Below are 18,198 nucleotides of genomic sequence, written 5' to 3' on the forward strand. Positions count from 1 at the left end.
TGAGGTGCGAGCGACAGCGAGCCTCGAAGGACGCACTTCGATCCTGCAACATCCTCCCTCCCGCCCCTAGTCATCCGCCCCGCAGAGCGTTACCTCACGCCAGGAGCCGCCGGACCCTCCGCCCGGCGTCGAGACCTCGCCCATGACCACCGCCCCGCCCGGCGCGGGAGGCCCGGACGATCCCGGCTTCGGGATCTATGTCCATTGGCCGTTCTGCGCCTCCAAGTGCCCCTATTGCGACTTCAACAGCCATGTGCGGCACGTGGCGCCGGATCAGGCGCGGTTCGTCGCCGCCTTCCGCCGCGAGCTTGGCACCGCCGCGCGGCGCACGCCGGGGCGCACCGTCTCCTCGATCTTCCTCGGCGGCGGGACGCCCTCGCTGATGGAGCCGGCGACGGTCGCGGCCGTGCTGGAGGCCATTGCCGGGCTGTGGACGGTCACCCGGGATTGCGAGGTGACGCTGGAGGCCAATCCGACCAGCGTTGAGGCCGAGCGCTTCCGCGGCTTCCGGGCCGCCGGCGTCAACCGCGTCTCGCTCGGCGTCCAGGCCCTCGACGATGCCGACCTCAAGAGCCTCGGCCGCACCCACTCGGCCGATGAAGCCCTGCGCGCCGTCGATGTCGCCCGCCGCCATTTCGATCGCTATTCCTTCGACCTCATCTATGCCCGCCCGGGCCAGACCGAGGCGGCGTGGGAGGCGGAACTGCGCCGCGCCATCGGCGAGGCGGCCGAGCATCTGTCGCTCTACCAGCTGACCATCGAGCCCGGCACCATGTTCGAGGCGCTGCATCGCGCCGGCAAACTCGCCATGCCCGACGACGAGATGGGCCGCGTGCTCTACGACCTGACCCAGGCGGTCTGCGCCGAGGCCGGCCTTCCCGCCTACGAGATTTCCAATCATGCCCGGCCCGGCGCCGAATGCCGGCACAATCTCATCTACTGGCGCTCCGGTGATTTCGTCGGCGCGGGCCCCGGTGCCCATGGTCGGCTGACGCTTGGCAATGGCCGCATCGCCACCGCCACCGAGAAGCATCCCGAGACCTGGCTCGCCCGTGTCGAGGAGCAGGGTTCGGGCATCGTCTCGGAGGAGCACCTCATCCAGATGGAGACGGCCGACGAGTTCCTCGTCATGGGCCTGAGGCTGGCCGAGGGGATTGATCTTGGTCGCTATGAGGCCCTGTCCGGCCAGCCGCTGGACCCGGAGCGCATCGCCTTCCTCGAGGGCGAGGGCTTCGTCGCGCGCCTGCCTGGCGGCCGGCTCAAGGTGACGCCGGCCGGCTTCCCCGTGCTCAACGCGGTGGTCGCCGATCTCGCACAGGCGGGCTAGCGGCGCACCGTAAAACCACGGGCGCGGCATGCCGCCGCTCCGTCCGCCGATGGGCGGCCATGGCCTTCCGCCGCCGTAAGGCCTAGGCTCTGCCCATGCCGACTGAATTCCGTGCCGCCCCGCCTGTCACCTTCGACCGCAGCCTCAAGCTTGAGACGCTGATCCGCCTGCGCTGGTTCGCGGTGATCGGCCAGACCGGCGCCATCCTCGGCGTTTACTGGGGCCTTTCGGCCGACCTGCCGCTCGACCTCTGCCTGCTCGCGGTCGCAGCCTCGGCCTGGCTCAACATCGCGCTGAGGCTGCGCTACCCGCCGAACCACCGGCTCTCCTCGCTCGCCGCCGGCCTGTCGCTCGCCTGGGACGTGGCGCAGCTCGCCATCCTGCTGCACCTCACCGGCGGCCTCGAAAACCCGTTCTCCTTCCTGTTCCTCGGCCCGGTGCTGATCTCGGCGACGTCGCAGCCGCCGCGGGCGACACTGCTGCTCGGCCTGTTCACGGTGGCCTGCGCCACGCTGATCGGCCTGTTCCACCAGCCGCTGCCCTGGGAATGGATGGACGACCTGCGCCTGCCGCCGCTCTATCTCGTCGGCGTCTACGTCGCCTTCCTCATCTGCCTGTCCTTCATCGGCATGTATGTCTGGCAGGTCGCCGAGGAGCAGCGTCAGTTCACCGACGCGCTCACCGCTACCGAACTCGTGCTCGCCCGCGAGCAGCACCTGAACCAGCTCGACGGCCTCGCGGCTGCGGCCGCCCACGAGCTCGGCACGCCGCTCGCCACCATCGCTCTTGTCACCAAGGAGCTCGCCGGCGTTCTGCCGAAGGACGGGCCTATCGGCGAGGACATGACGCTGTTGCGCGAGCAGGTGCAGCGCTGCCGCGACATCCTCGCCAAGCTCAAGAGCCTGTCGAGTGAGGACGCGCCCTTCGACACGATGAGCCTCGCGCAGATCCTCGAAGAGGTGGTGCAGCCGCATCGCGACTTCGGCGTCGCCATCACCGTCGACCTGCCAGACAAGCGCGATGGAGAGCCGGTGCTCGCCCGCAATCCGGCGATCCTCTACGGCCTCGGCAATATCGTCGAGAACGCCGTCGATTTCGCCCGCTCCTCCGTGGTGGTGGCGGCGCGCTGGGACGCCGAGAGCGTCGCGGTCACCATCATCGATGACGGCCCGGGCCTTGCCCCCGACATCCTCGAACGGATCGGCGAGCCCTACCTCACAAGCCGCCGCCGCAAGGGGCGGGGCCGCGAGGGCAAGAAGGGCGAAGGGGCGGAGGAGAAGACGGGGCTCGGCCTCGGCGTCTTCATCGCGAAGACGCTCTTGCAGCGGACGGGTGCGAGGATCCACTATCGTAACCGGCCGGGCTTCGAGACCGGCGCCATGGTCGAGGTGATCTGGCCGATCGGTGCCTTCTCGTCCCCCACGAGCGGCGGAACGTCGCGGCTTCCCGAGCCCGCGACGCCTTGAGGAACGTTACGAGATCCCCCACATCCCGTCACAATACCGTGCATGATACCGCCACCGACCGAGGAATGACTGCGATGCTGCCGACCGACTCCGCCACGCCCGCCACCCCGGTGAGCCTTCCTGCGGATCGCACACTGCTCCTCGTCGACGATGACAAGCCCTTCCTGCAGCGCCTCACCCGCGCCATGGAGGCCCGGGGCTTCGAGGTGACCTCCGCGGACAGCGTCGCCGAGGGCCTGGCGGCGGTGGCGCGCAGCGCGCCCGCCTTCGCAGTCGTCGACATGCGGCTCGGCGACGGCAACGGCCTCGACGTGATCTCGGCGCTCAATGCCGCCCGCCCGGACGCCCGCGGCGTCATCCTCACCGGCTACGGCAACATTGCCACCGCCGTGACGGCGGTGAAGCTCGGCGCGGTGGATTATCTCGCCAAACCCGCGGATGCCGATGAGGTCTTCGCCGCACTGATGGCGCTCGCGGGCAAGACCGTCGACCTGCCGGAGAACCCGATGTCGGCTGACCGGGTGCGCTGGGAGCACATCCAGCGCATCTACGAGCTCTGCAACCGCAATGTCTCGGAGACGGCCCGCCGCCTCGGCATGCACCGCCGCACGCTTCAGCGGATCCTGGCCAAGCGCGCCCCGCGCTGATCTCTCAAAAATCCGTCAGGCCGCGTGCCTGCGGATCACAGAGCAGCGTCATGCGGGCGGCGGCGGCGCGGGCAAAGCGCAGCGTCATCACCTTGCGGGTCGGGGCGGCCAGCGCCCCGGCCATGCCTTCGCGCTGCAGCTCCGCCCCGTGCCCGTCCGCAAGGATGAGCCCCGCATCTTCGGGCAGGAGCTCGACCGGAAAGTCGGTCGATACCGCGAAGAGCACCCGGTCGGCGTGGAGCCGGTAGTCCTCCCACTTCCGGTCGGCGCGGAAATCCTCGACCGAGGACTTCACCTCGATGATCCAGAGAAGGCCGTTGCGGGAGAGCGCCGTCAGGTCGGCCCGCCGTCCCGATGGCAGCGGCAGTTCCGGCACGACGGCGAAGTCCATGGCAGCGAGGAGCCGCGTCGCCCCACGGGCGATGGCGAGCGCCCGGTCGGACTGGCGGCCGTCCACTGGCGGCGTGATGGGGCGGAGAAGCGAGGCGGTCATCGGCGCATCATGCCGTCGCTTCGGCCGGAATGAAACGGGAACGGCGGGGTCCTGCTTCCCTTGCTGCCATTTTCGTGTATAAGCCGCGCCTTCGAAGCCCGTCACGGGCGACGAACCGGCGGTGCCATGCGCCCCGGCCATCCGACCGCGCTGGACGACATCCCGGCCCGGCCGTCTTCAGTCCCCTCATTCAAAAGGATCTGCCGATGTCGATCACCGACGCCCGCAAGGCCGAGCTCATCAAGGAATATGCCACCAAGGCCGGCGACACCGGTTCGCCCGAGGTCCAGGTGGCCATCCTCACCGAGCGCATCACCAACCTCACCGAGCACTTCAAGAGCCACGCCAAGGACAACCATTCCCGCCGCGGCCTCCTGAAGATGGTCTCCGCCCGCCGCTCGCTGCTCGACTACGTGAAGCGCAAGGACGAGGCTCGCTACAAGACGCTGATCGAGCGTCTCGGCATCCGCCGCTGACCCTTCGGACCGGCCCCGGCGAGTGATCGCGCGGGGCCGAGCCGCATATCGGGTGCCGATCACGGCATCCGCAAAAGGCCGGGCGCGGTCCGCGCGCCCGCCACGCCACAAAGGCACGACACTGGACAACCCGACCGCCATGGCAGGATCGCAAGGGGCTCGGGGCCGTTAAGGCCCGGACCGAGCCTCTCGCCGTCTTGCGCATGGCTGTCCGTCGTCCGATCCGTCCGAGAAAGGAAAAGACAATGTTCGACATTCATCGCGAGGAACTCACCTGGGGTGGCCGCAAGCTGGTCATCGAGACCGGCAAGGTCGCCCGCCAGGCCCATGGCGCCGTCATCGCCACCTATGGCGAGACCACCGTCATCGCCACCGTCGTCTCCAACTACGAGCCGAAGGCCGGCATCGACTTCTTCCCCCTGACCGTGAACTACCAGGAGAAGTTCTTCGCCGCGGGCCGCATCCCCGGTGGCTACTTCAAGCGCGAGGGCCAGCCGACCGAGCGTGAGACGCTGATCTCCCGCCTCATCGACCGCCCGATCCGCCCCCTCTTCGTCGAGGGCTACAAGAACGAGACGCAGGTCATCGTCACCACGCTCTCGCATGACCTCGAGAACGATCCGGACGTGGTGGCCATGGTCGCCGCCTCCGCCGCCCTCACCCTCTCGGGCGTGCCCTTCATGGGCCCGGTGGGCGCCGCCCGCGTCGGCTACATCGACGGCGAATACGTCCTGAACCCCTATGTCGACGACATGAAGGAGTCGAAGCTCGACCTCGTCGTCGCCGGCACCGCCGACGCCGTGCTGATGGTCGAGTCGGAGGCGCAGGAGCTGTCCGAGGAGGTCATGCTCGGCGCCGTGATGTTCGGCCACAAGTACTTCCAGCCGGTCATCAACGCGATCATCTCGCTCGCCGAGAAGGCCGCCAAGGAGCCCCGCGACTTCACCCCGCCGGACCATTCGGCGCTGGAGAAGGAGATGCTGGCCCTGGTCGAGAAGGACCTGCGCGCCGCCTATTCGATCCGCGAGAAGACCGCCCGCTACGCCGCCGTCGGCGAGGTGAAGAAGAAGGCCATCGAGGCTTTCGCCGGCGAGGGCGAAGGCAAGCGCGACAAGCAGGTCGTGGCCGGCGTCTTCAAGGAGCTCGAGGCCAAGGTCGTCCGCTGGAACATCCTCGACACCGGCAGCCGCATCGACGGCCGTGACCTCGTCACGGTCCGCCCGATCGTCTCGGAGGCCGGCGTCCTGCCGCGCACCCACGGTTCGGCGCTGTTCACCCGCGGCGAGACCCAGGCGCTGGTCGTCACCACGCTCGGCACCGCGGAGGACGAGCAGTTCATCGACTCGCTGACCGGCACCTACAAGGAGAACTTCCTCCTTCACTACAACTTCCCGCCCTTCTCGGTGGGCGAGGCCGGCCGCATGGGCCGTCCCGGACGCCGCGAGATCGGCCACGGCAAGCTCGCCTGGCGCGCCATCCACCCGATGCTGCCCGCCAACCACGAGTTCCCCTACACGATCCGCGTCGTGTCGGAGATCACCGAGTCCAACGGTTCCTCGTCGATGGCGACCGTCTGCGGCGCCTCGCTGGCGCTGATGGACGCCGGCGTTCCGCTGAAGCGTCCGGTGGCGGGCATCGCCATGGGCCTCATCCTCGAGGGTGAGCGCTATGCGGTCCTGTCGGACATCCTCGGTGACGAGGACCATCTCGGCGACATGGACTTCAAGGTGGCCGGCACGGCTGAGGGCATCACCTCGCTGCAGATGGACATCAAGATCGCCGGCATCACCGAGGAGATCATGAAGGTCGCCCTCGGCCAGGCCAAGGGTGGTCGCGAGCACATCCTCGGCGAGATGTCGAAGGCCCTCACCGCAGCCCGCGCCGAACTCGGCGAGCACGCGCCGCGCATCGAGAGCTTCAAGATCCCGACCGACAAGATCCGCGAAGTCATCGGCACCGGCGGCAAGGTGATCCGCGAGATCGTCGAGAAGACCGGCGCCAAGGTGAACATCGAGGACGACGGCACCGTGAAGGTGGCCTCGGCCAATGGCGAATCCATCCGCGCCGCCGTCAACTGGATCAAGTCGATCACCCAGGAGCCGGAGCTCGGCATGATCTACGACGGCACCGTCGTGAAGGTCGTGGACTTCGGCGCCTTCGTGAACTTCTTCGGTTCGCGCGACGGCCTCGTCCACATCTCGCAGCTCGCCAACCAGCGCGTCGGCAAGGTGACCGACGTGGTCAAGGAGGGCGACAAGGTGAAGGTGAAGCTGCTCGGCTTCGACGATCGCGGCAAGACCCGCCTGTCCATGAAGGTCGTCGACCAGGCGACCGGCGAGGACCTCGAGAAGAAGCAGAAGGAAGCCGGCGCCGAAGAGGGCGACGCCGCGGAGTGATCCGCCGGCGGCCTTCTCGCAAGGCTTTTGGAAACAGGAAGGGCGGCCCAAAAGGCCGCCCTTCTTGCGTTCGGTGATGCCGCTCAGTCCGCGGCGAAGCAGTAGAAGCGGCCGCCGCCGCCGGTGGCGCGCAGCGAGGGCATGTCGCAGCCGCGCGAGGGGTGCGAGGCGTTCCAGGAGAGTGCCGGCGGCTCGGTGTTGAGGCCCATGCGGTCGTGGTGGCCGACCATGGCCGAGCCCTCGCCGTTCTTCGTCCAGTTGCCGCAGGTGCGGTCCGCATCCCCTGAGAAGGCCGTGCCGTCGGTCTGGGTGCCGGTGAGGATGTCGTGTTCGTTCGGCGTGTCGCCGCGGCCATTGACCATGGCGCCAGCCTCGGTGAGGGCGGTCTGCTTGGTCAGGTTGTTGGTGCCGTGCAGCTCGGCGACATTGGCGGCGATGACGACGCCGCGGGCATTGGCCCAGGGGCCGCGGCCGATGCGGTCGCGGGCGTTCACCGCACCCGCCCCTTTCGTCGACAGATAGGCCCGCCAGGTGCGGTTGCCGGCGCCCGCTGCGGCGGCAAGCGCCTGGCAATGGCGGTCGGCGCCGGCGAGGCCGCCGAGATTGCCGCCATCGAGCGGTGCCGAGGTGATGAAGAAGCCGAGCGGTGCCTGCTGCGCCACGGCCGCTCCGGCGGTGAGCATGGAGGCGCAGGCCCCCGCGAGGGCGATGGTCAGGATCTTTGTCATGGTGTCCTCCCCGGACGCGATGCCTTGTTCCACGGCGGCATCTCGGGGAAAGCCTAGGGACGCGGCGCGGCCGTCACCAAGACACGGTTGGGTGAGACAGGTAATGCTGTTACGCCCTGTCCACCGGTCCTCAGCCGGCAAAAAAGCGGCTGACGTCATCCAGCACCGGTGTGAAGCGCAGCAGCGGAGCCAGCGCGAGGACCGTGCCGGCATGGCCGACACCCTCATATTTGCGGACCGTCACGGGGACCCCTGTTGCCTGCAGCCGGGCCGCGAGCGCGTCGGTGTTGCGGGGAAGGACAGTGGTGTCGGCCGTGCCCGTGCCGAGGAAGATGCGCGGTGCGCCGCGCCGGACGAGGTTCACGGGCTGCGTCTCGGCAGGATTGCGGGCATTGCCGAAGGCGGCGCGGGTCGCCTGGACGTCGAGGGGCAGGAAGTCGTAGGGGCCGGAGAGGCCGGCCGCGGCACGGATGGCGGAGCGTGGCACGCCGGCGCTGGCGAGATAGCGTGGATCGAGCGCCAGCATCATGGCGTTGTAGGCGCCGGCGGAATGGCCGATGAGGTGGAGGCGGTCGGCATCGCCGCCATAGCGGCCGATCGTGGCGCGAACGGTGGCGAGCGCCGTTGCGCCATCCTCGATGAAGGATGGAAAGCGCACCTCGGGGACCAGCCGATAGTCGGCGATCACCGTGATGAAGCCGCGCGAGGCGAAGGCATCGCCGACGAAGCCATAGGTGCCCTTGTCGCCGCTCGACCAGGAACCGCCATAGATGAAGAAGGCCACCGGCGCCCGTGAGACCGGGCCGGACGGCAGGTAAATGTCGAGCTTCTGGCGCGGATGGGGCCCGAAGGCGATGTCGCGGGTCGGCAGGCCCTCGGCGAGGGCGGGTGCGGCGAGGCTCGAGAGGGCGCCGGCAACGAGAGCTCGGCGGGTGGGATGGGACGTGGTCAATCAGGGCTCCTGCGGCAGCGGCTGCAGCGGGAACGGTCCGCGAGGCGATTTGGTTGCAGCGATCACCGGGACGTTACGAGGGGCTAGAGGGGCAACGGCACTCGGCAGGCCGGACAGTGCCGGGCCAGCGCCTATCCCTTCTGATCGGCGAGCTTCTTCACCGGCCCTGCCGCGACGATCTCGCGCCGCTCGGCATAAGCCTCGTGGTTCTCCTCGATACGGCCGAGGTCGTAGAGATAGTTGACCATCACGCCATGGGACTGGCGCAGGCCTGCCTCGGACAGGTCCGCTCCGGTGTTGATGCGCTCCAGCCGCGCGCCATTGCCGAGATGGAAGCGCGCCACGGGATCGAGCGGCCGGTTGCCGCTGGATTTGGCGGTGAGGAAGTAGCGGGCGGCGCAGCGCGCCAGCAGCTTGTCGATCTTCTGGGCGCGCAGGCTGTCGGCCCGCCAGTCCGGCGCATCGAGCGCGTCGAGAAGCTGCCGCTCGTCGTCGAGGAGAAAGCCGGTTTCGGTCTTGCGCTCTTTCGCCAGCCACTTGGCGAAGCCGGGCACGGGCGAGAGCGTCACGAAGGTCGTGAGCTTCGGCAGTTCGCGCTTCAGCTCCTCCACCACCTGCTTGATGAGCAGCGAGCCGAAGGAGATGCCGGCGAGGCCCGTCTGGCAGTTGGAGATGGAATAGAACACCGCGACGCGGGCGTCGTCGGCGGCGAGCGGCGTGCCTTCCTCGGCGATGAGCGGGCCGATGGCGCCGGGAATCTCGGCGGTCAGCGCCACCTCGACGAAGATGAGCGGTTCGTCCTCGAGCCGGGGATGGAAGAAGGCGTAGCAGCGCCGGTCCTCCGGCTGGAGGCGGCGGCGCAGGTCGTCCCAGTCGCGGATCTCGTGCACCGCCTCGTAGCGGATGATCTTTTCGAGGATATTGGCCGGCGTCGACCAGTCGATGCGCCTCACGACCAGGAACCCCCTGTTGAACCAGGACGAGAAGAGGTGGACGAGGTCATCGTCCAGCACCTTCAGATCGGCATTGTCGGGCAGATGCGCCAGCAGGTCGTCGCGCAGGCGGACGAGGTCCAGCGTGCCGCGAGGAGCAAGGTTCAGGCGGCGGATGAGCTCCTGGCGGCGCGGCTCGGCGGCGGCGTGGAGGGTCGCGGCACAGGCCGGCGAGGGATCGGCCTGGTAGGCGGCGATGGCCGCGTCGAGCTTGGCGCGGTCGGCGCCGAAGCCGCCGGAAAGGTCGCGCAGCACGGCGAGGCGGCCCGGTGCATCGAGCAGGCGGTAGGCGTCGAGGATGGCGCGGGCGACGGCCGTACCGGACGCCTCGCCACGGCGGGAGAGCAGGGTGCGGGCGAGGGCGGTGACGTCGGCGGCATGGCGTGGCGGGGTTTCCACCGCCTTGAGCCCGATGAGCTCGCGGCTGCGGCGCGACACCGAAGCCAGGAGGTCGGAGACGAAGGTCATTGGCGGGCCTCCCTCATCCGGGCGATAGGCCCGGCGGGGATCATGCTGCCACAGAATGCTGCGGCGCGGCGAGAGGCCTTCTCGCCGCGGCGGATCAGCCGATGGGTTGCCAATCGATCCGCAAGTCGTCCTCGCGGAAGGCGAAGCGCTTGAGGTGATCGGCGACGACCTCCTCGAGGGTGGGGATGCGGTCCACCGGTGCTTCCAGGCGCAGGCTCAGCACGTCGCCATTGGCGCTGAGCACCAGGGCGGCGTCCTCGCTGAAGGGCACCTTGCCCTGCTTCTCGTCGAAGGAGACGGAGAACTTGTGGCTCCAGTGCTTGCAGAGCTGCTGGAGATAGCGGCTCGCATGGGCCGTGACGACATCGGCCAGAGAGACGGTCATGACGAAACCTCCGAGGAATGCCTCGTGAAGCCCCGATGTGAGACCAAACCGGCGGCCGCGCCATCCCGTCCGCCCGCAGGGCTCCTGCGCGCGTCCGGAATGCCCGGCAGCCATGCGTTTCAGCGGTTCTTGAAGGCCGGCTTCCGCTTCTCGGCGAAGGCGCCCATGCCCTCTTTCTGGTCAGCCAGAGCGAACATGGCGTGGAACACGCGGCGCTCGAAACGGATGCCCTCCGCAAGGGTCGTTTCGTAGGACCGGTTGACCGATTCCTTGGTCATCATGACGGTCGGCAGGGACATGTCGGCGATCTGGGAGGCGACCTTCACGGCCTCCTCCACCAGCTCGGCGGCCGGGATGACGCGCGAGACGAGGCCGACGCGCTCGGCCTCCGCGGCATCCATCATGCGGCCGGTGAGGCACATTTCCATCGCCTTGGACTTGCCGACGAAGCGGGTGAGGCGCTGCGTGCCGCCGGCGCCCGGCATGACGCCGAGCTTGATCTCGGGCTGGCCGAACTTCGCGGTGTCGGCGGCGAGGATGAAGTCGCACATCATGGCGAGCTCGCAGCCGCCGCCGAGGGCGAATCCGGCGACCGCGGCGATCATCGGCTTGCGGCGCTGGGCGACGCGGTCCCAGGAGGTGATGAAGTCCTCGAGATAGCTCTCGGGATAGGTCTTGTCCTTCATCTCCATGATGTCGGCGCCGGCGGCGAAGGCCTTCTCCGAGCCGGTGATGACGATGCAGCCGATGCCCGCATCGCGCTCATAGCCGTCGAGGACGGTGTTGAGCTGGGCGATCAGCTGGCTATTGAGGGCGTTGAGGGCCTTCGGCCGGTTGAGCGTGACGAGGCCCACCTTGCCGCGGGTCTCGACGATGAGGGTCTCGTAGCTGGCCATGGGTGTCCTCGTTCGGGGCTGGTGTCGCGAGGAGAGCTAGCGGAGGCGCGCGGGGCTGTCATCTCCGCCGGTGGGGGAATGGGGCTGGATGCAGGGAGACAGCGCGCCCTTCGAGGCTCGCCTTTCAGGCTCGCACCTCAGGATGAGGTACGTGGTGTCCTGCATATCGGAATGCCGTGCAACGCGGGTGCTCCATCCCGACGAGCGGCGCACCACCCTCCTCATCCTGAGGTGCGAGCCTGAAAGGCGAGCCTCGAAGGACGCACTTCAGTCATGCAGGCCCATTGCTCGCCCCTCACACCCGCCGGAGGCTGACGCTCTCGATGCGGTGGTCGCTCTCCTTCTTCAGGATGAGCTTGGCGCGGTGGCGGGTCGGCAGGATGTTGTCGCGCAGGTTGACGAGGTTGATGCCGTACCACAGGGCCAGCGCCGTCTTCATCGCCTCGAAATCCGACTTCTCGGCATAGCGGCGGAAATAGCTCTGCGGGTCGCGGAAGGCCGTCTCGCGCAGGCGCATGAAGCGGTCGAGATACCAGCGCTCCAGCACCTCCTCCTCCGCATCGATGAAGATCGAGAAGTCGAAATAGTCGGAGACAAAGGGGATGGCCTTGCCCTCGCGCGGCGGGCGGCCGGTCTGCAGCACGTTCAGCCCCTCGACGATGAGGATGTCCGGTCGGTCGACCTCGACCGAGGCGCCGGGCACCACGTCATAGACGAGGTGGGAATAGATGGGGGCGCGCACATGGCGCTCGCCCGCCTTCACCGCCGCGAGGAAGCGCAGCAGCGCCTTGGTGTCATAGCTCTCGGGAAAGCCCTTCTTCTTCATCAGCCCCTCGCGCTCGAGATGGGCATTGGGGAAGAGGAAGCCGTCGGTGGTGACGAGATCGACCTTCGGCGTGTTGGACCAGCGCGACAGCAGCGCCTGGAGGACGCGCGAGGTGGTCGACTTGCCGACCGCCACCGAGCCGGCGACGCCGATGACGAAGGGGATCTTCACATCCTTGGCGCCGAGGAAGGACTGCGAGGCGCGCGACAGCTTCTGCTGGGCCGCGACGTAGAAGGACAGGAGGCGCGAGACCGGCAGGTAGATCGCCTCGACCTCCTCGATGGAGAGCTTGTCGGTGAAGGAGCGCAGCTTCACCACCTCCTCCGGCGTCAGGGTCATCGGCGTGTCGGCGCGCTTCTCCGCCCATTCGGCGCGGGAGAAGACCCGGTAGGGGGAGGGGTTTCCGTTCTCGGGTTCGGCGACGGCGGCAGCGGCGAGGCTTGCGGGCATGTGAGGGTCCTCGCCTCAGGAAACCTTGGGGCGGGATGCCTTCTCGGCATGACCCGACTGGGTGGTGCGGCGGGCGAGCTCGGCCATGACCTCGTCGAGGCCGATGCCGCGGGCGCGCCAGACGACGAGCAGGTGGTAGAGCACGTCGGCGCTCTCGGCGACGAGGCCGGCATGATCGCCCTCGGTCGCCGCGATGATGGCCTCGATCGCCTCCTCGCCGAACTTGCGGGCGCAGTGGACCGGGCCCTTGGCGAGCGATGCGGCGGTGTAGCTCTCGGCCGCCGGAGCCGCGGCGCGGCTGGCGACGATCGCCTCCAGATCGGCGAGCGAAAAGGCACTCATGACACGCGCGTCCCTGTCGCGGGGGTGGTTGCCGCAGGCGGCCCCCGAAAGTTGCGGCATGATGCAGATTATGAGGCCGATGTCACGGTGGCAGATGGGCGAAGGCCCGTGGCGAGCTCGCGCAGCATGAATCGCGCGTCCGGACCATAGCTTGCGAGCTTGGACGACAGGGCGGGGACCTCAGCCTCGGCGAAGCCCTGGCGGCGCCAGAAGCTGGCCGAGCCGTTCACCGCCACGAGGCCCATGCTGGCTAGACCTAGACCGGCTGCGTGCTCCGCCAGCGCCGCGACGATGGCGGGCGCTGCGCCGCTGCCGCGGGCGGCGGGCAGGAGCGCGAGGTCGTGGATGTAGTAGCTGCCGGCGGGATCGGGCAGGGCGCCGAGGAGCCGGTTCAGCGGCGGGCAGCTCTCGGCTGCCCAGGGGTGGCTCAGCACATAGGCGAGAATGGTGCCATCGCGATCAAGCACCCGGCAGCCGGCGGGGTGAAGGGCGAGCCGTTCGGCGAAGATGGCGGCGTCCTCGGGGAAGTCGGGATGGACGGCGTCGGCAATGGCGAGGACCGCCGGCAGGTCCATGGGCGTCATGGCCCGCCAGTCGTTGATCGTGGACGACCTTGGGGTCATGTGCCGGCCCGGCGCCAGGCGGCCTCCACGCGCGACGGCTTCGCGTCGAAGACGGTGGCGCCGACCCGCGTCACCTCGCGGGCGAGGCGCACATGGCGGGCGGCGATGCGGGCGAGCTTGGCGTGGCCCGCCTCGTTGCGCTCGATGCGGCGGGAGAGCAGGTCGAGGTCGCGGATGGCACCCATCAGTTCACCCAGACGGTCGAGCTTGCCGGGCTTCGGGGCGCTACCGCGCGGGCGCACCGCGTCGAGCGCCTCCACCAGATGCAGGCAGTCCTTGATGCGCTTGCGGGCCTCGTGCAGCGGTTCCTCGTCATGCGGGGCCGCCTCGTAGGCGCGATAGGCCTCGCGCGCCTTGCGGTAGGCGCGGGCGACCGTCCTGGCGAGATAGTGCTTCGGAGCATCCTCGGGGGCGAGGCGGGCGATGACCCGTGCCTGTCGCTGTAGCGCGCGCCCGAGGGCGGTAAGGTCCACTCGCTCACTGCCGGCCGCACCATTGCCGCGGGCGCCGACAGCACGGGCGGCTTCCTCCAGCGCATGGGCGTCGCGCAGAGGGGCGAGCGTGTGGGCGAAGGCGCGCAGAAAGCCGTTCTCGCGCTCGACGGCGGGCTTGGCGAGGGGCTTCAGGGCGCGCAGGAGACTGCGCGCCCGCTTGATGTGGCGGCGGGCAAGGTGCACCGCCCGGACATGGTCGGCCTCGGTGGCGAGAAGACGCCCGGCGGCGCGGGCGTGGGCCCCCGCCGCACGGGCAAGATCCCGTGCCTCGGCCACCGGCTTCACGCAGCGACCCCGGTGCCGATCGGGCAGGAGACGCCGGTGCCGCCAAGGCCGCAATAGCCGTGTGGGTTCTTGGCCAGGTACTGCTGGTGGTAGTCCTCGGCGTAGAAGAACGGCCCGGCGGAGAGGATTTCCGTCGTGACCGGGCCATAGCCGCGGGCCGCCAGCGCCTTGCCATAGGCCGCCTTGGAGGCCTCGGCGGCGACGCGCTGCGCCTCGCTCGTCACATAGATGCCGGAGCGATATTGCGTGCCCACATCGTTGCCCTGGCGCATGCCCTGGGTGGGGTCGTGGCTCTCCCAGAAGGTGGCGAGCACCTGCTCGGTGGAGACCTGCGCGGGGTCATAGACCACCAGCACCACCTCGTTGTGGCCGGTCATGCCGGAGCAGACCTCCTCGTAGGTGGGGTTGGGGGTGACGCCCGCCGCATAGCCGACCGCCGTGACGAAGACACCCGGCAGCTGCCAGAACTTGCGCTCGGCGCCCCAGAAACAGCCGAGACCGACGACGATGGTCTCAAGCCCCTCCGGGAAGGGTCCCTTCAGCGGGCGGTCGTTGACGAAGTGCCGCTCGGCGGTGGGGATGGCCTGCATGCGGCCGGACAGGGCCTCGGCAGGGGTGGGCAGGGAGAGCTTCTTGCGAAATCCGAACATGGATACCTCCTCGATGCCCCCTCATTCGCGCCGGACGGGCCTCACGTTACTCCAGCCGCGGCGTGCCGGGAACATGGGAGCCCTGCGCGAAAAAGCAACACGGCTGCGTGATCATTGCGCTCATCACCGGTTCGTGGGTTGCCCCCTATTCGGGCCTGTCCTTTCGTAACGGAAGGACAAGGACTTTGCCATGGCGCCTGCACCGACTGCCGCTTCTCTGGTCAGCCTTAGCCGCCGCGGCCTGGTCGCTGCGCCCGCCCTCATGCTCCTCGTGAGGCCGCTCGGTGCAACCGTGATCGCGACACCCCCGCAGATGGTGGGGCCCTATTATCCGGTCGCCAAGCCAACCGATTCCGACATTGACCTGACGGAGGTGAAAGGGCGCTCCGGACGGGCCACAGGCGAGATCATCGAGGTACACGGGCGGGTGCTCTCGGCCCGCTCCGGGCCCCTCGGGGGCGCTTTGGTCGAGATCTGGCAGGCCGATCACCAGGGCCGCTATCACCATCCCGATGAAAACGCCGGGCCAGCGGACCCGAACTTCCAGGGGTTCGGTGCCGTGCGCACCGCCGCCGGCGGCGAGTATCTCTTCCGGACCATCATGCCGCGCTTCTACGGCTCGGGCCGCTTCCAGCGCACGCCGCACATCCATTTCCGCGTGGTGGCGGAAGGCCGGCCGGAGTTCGTCACGCAGATGTATTTTCCGGGCGTGGCGATGAACGCCCGCGATTTTCTGTTCAGCCGCCTGGGCGGGGATGCCGCCCGCGATGCGGTGACGGCCCGCCGCGAGCCGGCGGACCTGCCCCGTTTCCGTTTCGAGGTGGTTCTCGCCTGACGCGTCAGCGCCGGCCGACCATGCCGATCTGAGGCCGGCGGCTACGCCCCACCCACATGAGCAGCGCGCCGAGGATGAGACCGGCGGCGGCGGCCGGCCAGCCGATCACGGTCAAGGCCGCGGGGTCCCAGAGCCAGTCGGGTTCCTGCGCCCGCAGCACCGTTTCGACGCGTGTCAGGCTCTCGGCATGGATGGACCGCCAGACCTCGGCCAGCGAGGTGACGATCAGCCGCTGGCCGGCAATGGAGCGGGTGCCGTCGATGACCACCAGCACGAAGCCGGCGGCCATCAGCAGGAAGCCGAGGAGGCGAAGGGGAAAGCGGAGCATGGCCGGTCCGAATCGTCTCCCTCGGGGGGCGGGCGCGACGCGAGACTACCAGCCCGCCAGCGGCGCGCCACGGACGAAGAAGAGCAGCGTCACCACGACGAAGATGGGAATGAGGATCGCCACCGACCAGACCATGTAGCCGAAGAAGGAGGGCATCTTCACGCCCATGTCCTTGGCGATGGCATAGACCATGAAGTTCGGCGCGTTGCCGATGTAGCTGTTGGCGCCCATGTAGACCGCGCCCGTGGAAATGGCGGCAAGCGTGACGCCGAGCGGCCCCATCAGCACTTTCGGGTCGCCGCCGGCGAGCTCGAAGAAGACGAGATAGGTCGGGGCGTTGTCGAGGAACGAGGACAGCGCGCCCGTCAGCCAGAAATACATGACGTTATCCGGGGTGCCGTCAGGGTTGGTGACCAGGGCGACGAGGGGAGCAAGGGCGCCGTTCCGCCCTGCCGCCAGGATGGCGATGACCGGCACGATGCAGATGAAGATGCCGGCGAAGAGCTTCGCCACCTCCTTCACCGGGCCCCAGGAGAAGCCGTTCTGCTCGCGGAAGATGGGATTGGCGAGCTTCAGCGAGGCGAGGCCGCCGGCCAGCATGATGGCGTTGGAGATGATGTCCTGGAGCGGGAAGGCGACGCCGGCGAGCTTGAAGTCGATGCCGGGCTTCCAGTAGCCGCGCAGCAGGATGGCGGCGACGACGACGCCGATCAGCGCCAGCATCTCGAGACCCTTCACGCCGACGCGCGAGTCCGGCGTCGGGTCGGGCTTCACGCGGCCTTCCTTCCGGTAGAGCCAGGTGTCGAGACCATAGAAGATGGCCAGCAGCGCGGCGAGGACGATCACCGTCTCGGTGAAGAGGGCGCGGGTCGTCCAGAAGAAGTCGACGCCTTTCAGGAAGCCGACGAAGAGCGGCGGATCGCCGAGCGGGGTGAGCGCGCCGCCGCAGTTCGAGACGATGAAGATGAAGAACACCACGACATGGACATTGTGCACCCGGTCGTCATTGGCGCGGATGATCGGGCGGATCATGATCATCGAGGCGCCCGTCGTGCCGACGAAGCTCGCCAGCACCGCGCCGATGGCGAGGATGGCGGTATTGGTGCCCGGCGCGCCGTGGATGTTGCCGGTGACGAGGATGCCTCCGGCAATGGTGTAGAGCGCGAAGATCAGGATGATGAAGGGCAGGTACTCCGCCAGCATGGTGAAGACGAGGGCGCCGAGCGCCTGGTCCGTCGGCACCAGGACGAGAAGCGGAACAGCGACCAGCGCAGCCCAGAAGGCGGCGATCTTGCCGTAATGGTGCTCCCAGAGATGGGGATAGAAGACCGGGCCGGTGGCGATGCAGAGCAGCAGCCCGGCGAAGGGCAGGCACCACAGGAGGCTCATGCCACGCCCGTCCAGCGCCGCCGCGGCGAAGGCGGGTTCAGCGGCCGCGCCAAGCCCGAACACGACCAGGGCGACGATGGCCGCCAGCCTCCCGAAACGTCCCATCTCTGCCCCTCTGCGCTCTTGCCGGCGCTGGTTCCTCCGTCAGGAGGGCCTCCCTACGCGTTCTAGCGGCGGTGCGCGGTGACTGGCAATGGTCGTGGGGGATTGCGCGGCCTTCAGGGGCAGCGGTGTCTTGCCGCTGGGCTCGTGTCGGGCGCTCGCGAGGATTGCGTGGGCTTGGGGATCGGTATGCGCTTTGGGATCGGCGGCGCTTGGGGGATCCCAAGGCCCCCGCGACGCATCGCGACGCCCTTCCCCGATTGCGGCGCGCCGAACGATCCGCTAAACACGTCGCACGGCCTGCACCCGTAGCTCAGCTGGATAGAGCGTTGCCCTCCGAAGGCAAAGGTCACACGTTCGAATCGTGTCGGGTGCGCCAGATTTCCCAGATGTCTTGACATCCCGGCCATGCTTGGTGCGGCCCCGTGCCATGGGCTTGCCTTGCCGTGTCTTGCCGGCTTCCGGGCGTCATTCTCACCAAAGCTGACATGCGCTGTCAGCGAGCTGCATGAATTAGCCCCTTAAGTGCCCGGACAGGGTCTCCCACTTTGCTAAGAGGTAGGAGTAATGTCGGTATTATGACTGGTCACAATGCGAAGAGTGAGGTCCTGACGGGCCGAGAAGTTCGCCGGCGTCGTACGCCCGCGG

General features: G+C 68.6%; 19 protein-coding genes and 1 tRNA gene. 7 read left to right on the forward strand and 13 right to left on the reverse strand.

Annotation, left to right across the window (positions count from 1 at the left end):
• The first annotated feature begins 142 nt into the window (after nt 1-142).
• From hemW to O9344_RS19955, 3 genes are all read left to right on the forward strand, one after another.
• Nucleotides 143-1,327: a radical SAM family heme chaperone HemW gene (hemW, locus tag O9344_RS19945; protein WP_298481377.1), complete on the forward strand. Its 1,185-nt coding sequence runs from the start codon at nt 143-145 to the stop codon at nt 1,325-1,327.
• 95 nt (nt 1,328-1,422) lie between these two features.
• Nucleotides 1,423-2,793 carry an ActS/PrrB/RegB family redox-sensitive histidine kinase gene (locus tag O9344_RS19950; RefSeq protein ID WP_298481379.1) on the forward strand — a complete coding sequence of 457 codons (1,371 nt, stop codon included), beginning with the start codon at nt 1,423-1,425 and terminating at the stop codon, nt 2,791-2,793.
• Nucleotides 2,794-2,858: 65 nt separating this feature from the next.
• Nucleotides 2,859-3,440 (forward strand): ActR/PrrA/RegA family redox response regulator transcription factor, encoded by a 582-nt coding sequence (locus O9344_RS19955; RefSeq protein WP_298481381.1) that lies wholly within the window; start codon nt 2,859-2,861, stop codon nt 3,438-3,440.
• Between the two features lie 4 nt (nt 3,441-3,444).
• Here O9344_RS19955 and O9344_RS19960 read toward each other — a convergent pair whose 3' ends face one another.
• Nucleotides 3,445-3,933, reverse strand: coding sequence for an MmcB family DNA repair protein (locus O9344_RS19960; RefSeq protein ID WP_298481383.1), 489 nt, complete (start codon nt 3,931-3,933; stop codon nt 3,445-3,447).
• 206 nt (nt 3,934-4,139) lie between these two features.
• Between O9344_RS19960 and rpsO the strand changes: the two genes are divergently transcribed.
• Both rpsO and pnp read left to right on the forward strand, forming a co-directional pair.
• Nucleotides 4,140-4,409: a 30S ribosomal protein S15 gene (gene rpsO, locus O9344_RS19965; RefSeq protein WP_273511779.1), complete on the forward strand. Its 270-nt coding sequence runs from the start codon at nt 4,140-4,142 to the stop codon at nt 4,407-4,409.
• Nucleotides 4,410-4,654: 245 nt separating this feature from the next.
• Nucleotides 4,655-6,805, forward strand: a complete 2,151-nt coding sequence (gene pnp, locus O9344_RS19970) for a polyribonucleotide nucleotidyltransferase (protein WP_298481387.1) — start codon at nt 4,655-4,657, stop codon at nt 6,803-6,805.
• An 83-nt stretch (nt 6,806-6,888) separates the two neighbouring features.
• Here pnp and O9344_RS19975 read toward each other — a convergent pair whose 3' ends face one another.
• The 10 genes from O9344_RS19975 to msrA all read right to left on the reverse strand — a co-directional run bounded on the left by O9344_RS19975 (nt 6,889) and on the right by msrA (nt 14,896).
• Nucleotides 6,889-7,533, reverse strand: a complete 645-nt coding sequence (locus tag O9344_RS19975; protein WP_298481389.1) for a hypothetical protein — start codon at nt 7,531-7,533, stop codon at nt 6,889-6,891.
• Between the two features lie 130 nt (nt 7,534-7,663).
• Nucleotides 7,664-8,485 carry an alpha/beta hydrolase gene (locus O9344_RS19980; protein WP_298481391.1) on the reverse strand — a complete coding sequence of 274 codons (822 nt, stop codon included), beginning with the start codon at nt 8,483-8,485 and terminating at the stop codon, nt 7,664-7,666.
• Nucleotides 8,486-8,616: 131 nt separating this feature from the next.
• On the reverse strand, nt 8,617-9,945 hold the full coding sequence (locus O9344_RS19985) for a malonyl-CoA decarboxylase (RefSeq protein ID WP_298481393.1): 1,329 nt from the start codon (nt 9,943-9,945) through the stop codon (nt 8,617-8,619).
• A gap of 94 nt (nt 9,946-10,039) precedes the next feature.
• Nucleotides 10,040-10,330, reverse strand: coding sequence for a DUF2218 domain-containing protein (locus O9344_RS19990; protein WP_298481395.1), 291 nt, complete (start codon nt 10,328-10,330; stop codon nt 10,040-10,042).
• 119 nt (nt 10,331-10,449) lie between these two features.
• Entirely contained in the window at nt 10,450-11,226 is a 777-nt protein-coding gene (locus O9344_RS19995; RefSeq protein WP_298481397.1) for an enoyl-CoA hydratase, read from the reverse strand.
• Between the two features lie 295 nt (nt 11,227-11,521).
• Nucleotides 11,522-12,502 carry a type I pantothenate kinase gene (gene coaA / locus O9344_RS20000; protein ID WP_298481399.1) on the reverse strand — a complete coding sequence of 327 codons (981 nt, stop codon included), beginning with the start codon at nt 12,500-12,502 and terminating at the stop codon, nt 11,522-11,524.
• A 15-nt stretch (nt 12,503-12,517) separates the two neighbouring features.
• Nucleotides 12,518-12,844 carry a phosphoribosyl-ATP diphosphatase gene (locus O9344_RS20005; protein ID WP_298481401.1) on the reverse strand — a complete coding sequence of 109 codons (327 nt, stop codon included), beginning with the start codon at nt 12,842-12,844 and terminating at the stop codon, nt 12,518-12,520.
• A gap of 68 nt (nt 12,845-12,912) precedes the next feature.
• The gene (locus O9344_RS20010; protein WP_298481403.1) at nt 12,913-13,467 is read right to left on the reverse strand and encodes a GNAT family N-acetyltransferase; all 555 of its coding nucleotides are present in this window, start codon (nt 13,465-13,467) and stop codon (nt 12,913-12,915) included.
• On the reverse strand, nt 13,464-14,246 hold the full coding sequence (locus O9344_RS20015) for a CHAD domain-containing protein (RefSeq protein WP_298481405.1): 783 nt from the start codon (nt 14,244-14,246) through the stop codon (nt 13,464-13,466). The genes O9344_RS20010 and O9344_RS20015 overlap by 4 nt, the downstream gene beginning before the upstream one ends.
• A complete protein-coding gene (gene msrA, locus O9344_RS20020) occupies nt 14,243-14,896 on the reverse strand; it encodes a peptide-methionine (S)-S-oxide reductase MsrA (protein ID WP_298481407.1) in 654 nt (217 codons plus the stop codon). The genes O9344_RS20015 and msrA overlap by 4 nt, the downstream gene beginning before the upstream one ends.
• 190 nt (nt 14,897-15,086) lie before the next feature.
• Between msrA and O9344_RS20025 the strand changes: the two genes are divergently transcribed.
• Entirely contained in the window at nt 15,087-15,731 is a 645-nt protein-coding gene (locus tag O9344_RS20025; protein WP_298481409.1) for a protocatechuate 3,4-dioxygenase, read from the forward strand.
• A 4-nt stretch (nt 15,732-15,735) separates the two neighbouring features.
• Here the strand turns inward: O9344_RS20025 and O9344_RS20030 are convergent, their stop codons facing one another.
• Together O9344_RS20030 and O9344_RS20035 are read right to left on the reverse strand one after the other, a co-directional pair.
• A complete protein-coding gene (locus O9344_RS20030) occupies nt 15,736-16,059 on the reverse strand; it encodes a PetM family of cytochrome b6f complex subunit 7 (protein WP_298481411.1) in 324 nt (107 codons plus the stop codon).
• Between the two features lie 45 nt (nt 16,060-16,104).
• Nucleotides 16,105-17,553 carry a sodium:proton antiporter gene (locus O9344_RS20035; RefSeq protein WP_298481413.1) on the reverse strand — a complete coding sequence of 483 codons (1,449 nt, stop codon included), beginning with the start codon at nt 17,551-17,553 and terminating at the stop codon, nt 16,105-16,107.
• Between the two features lie 299 nt (nt 17,554-17,852).
• Between O9344_RS20035 and O9344_RS20040 the strand changes: the two genes are divergently transcribed.
• Nucleotides 17,853-17,929, forward strand: a tRNA-Arg gene (locus O9344_RS20040).
• Nucleotides 17,930-18,198 lie beyond the last annotated feature (269 nt).

Origin of the sequence: Phreatobacter sp., from assembly GCF_027532945.1 — a bacterium.
In the GTDB taxonomy this organism is placed as follows: Bacteria; Pseudomonadota; Alphaproteobacteria; order Rhizobiales; family Phreatobacteraceae; genus Phreatobacter.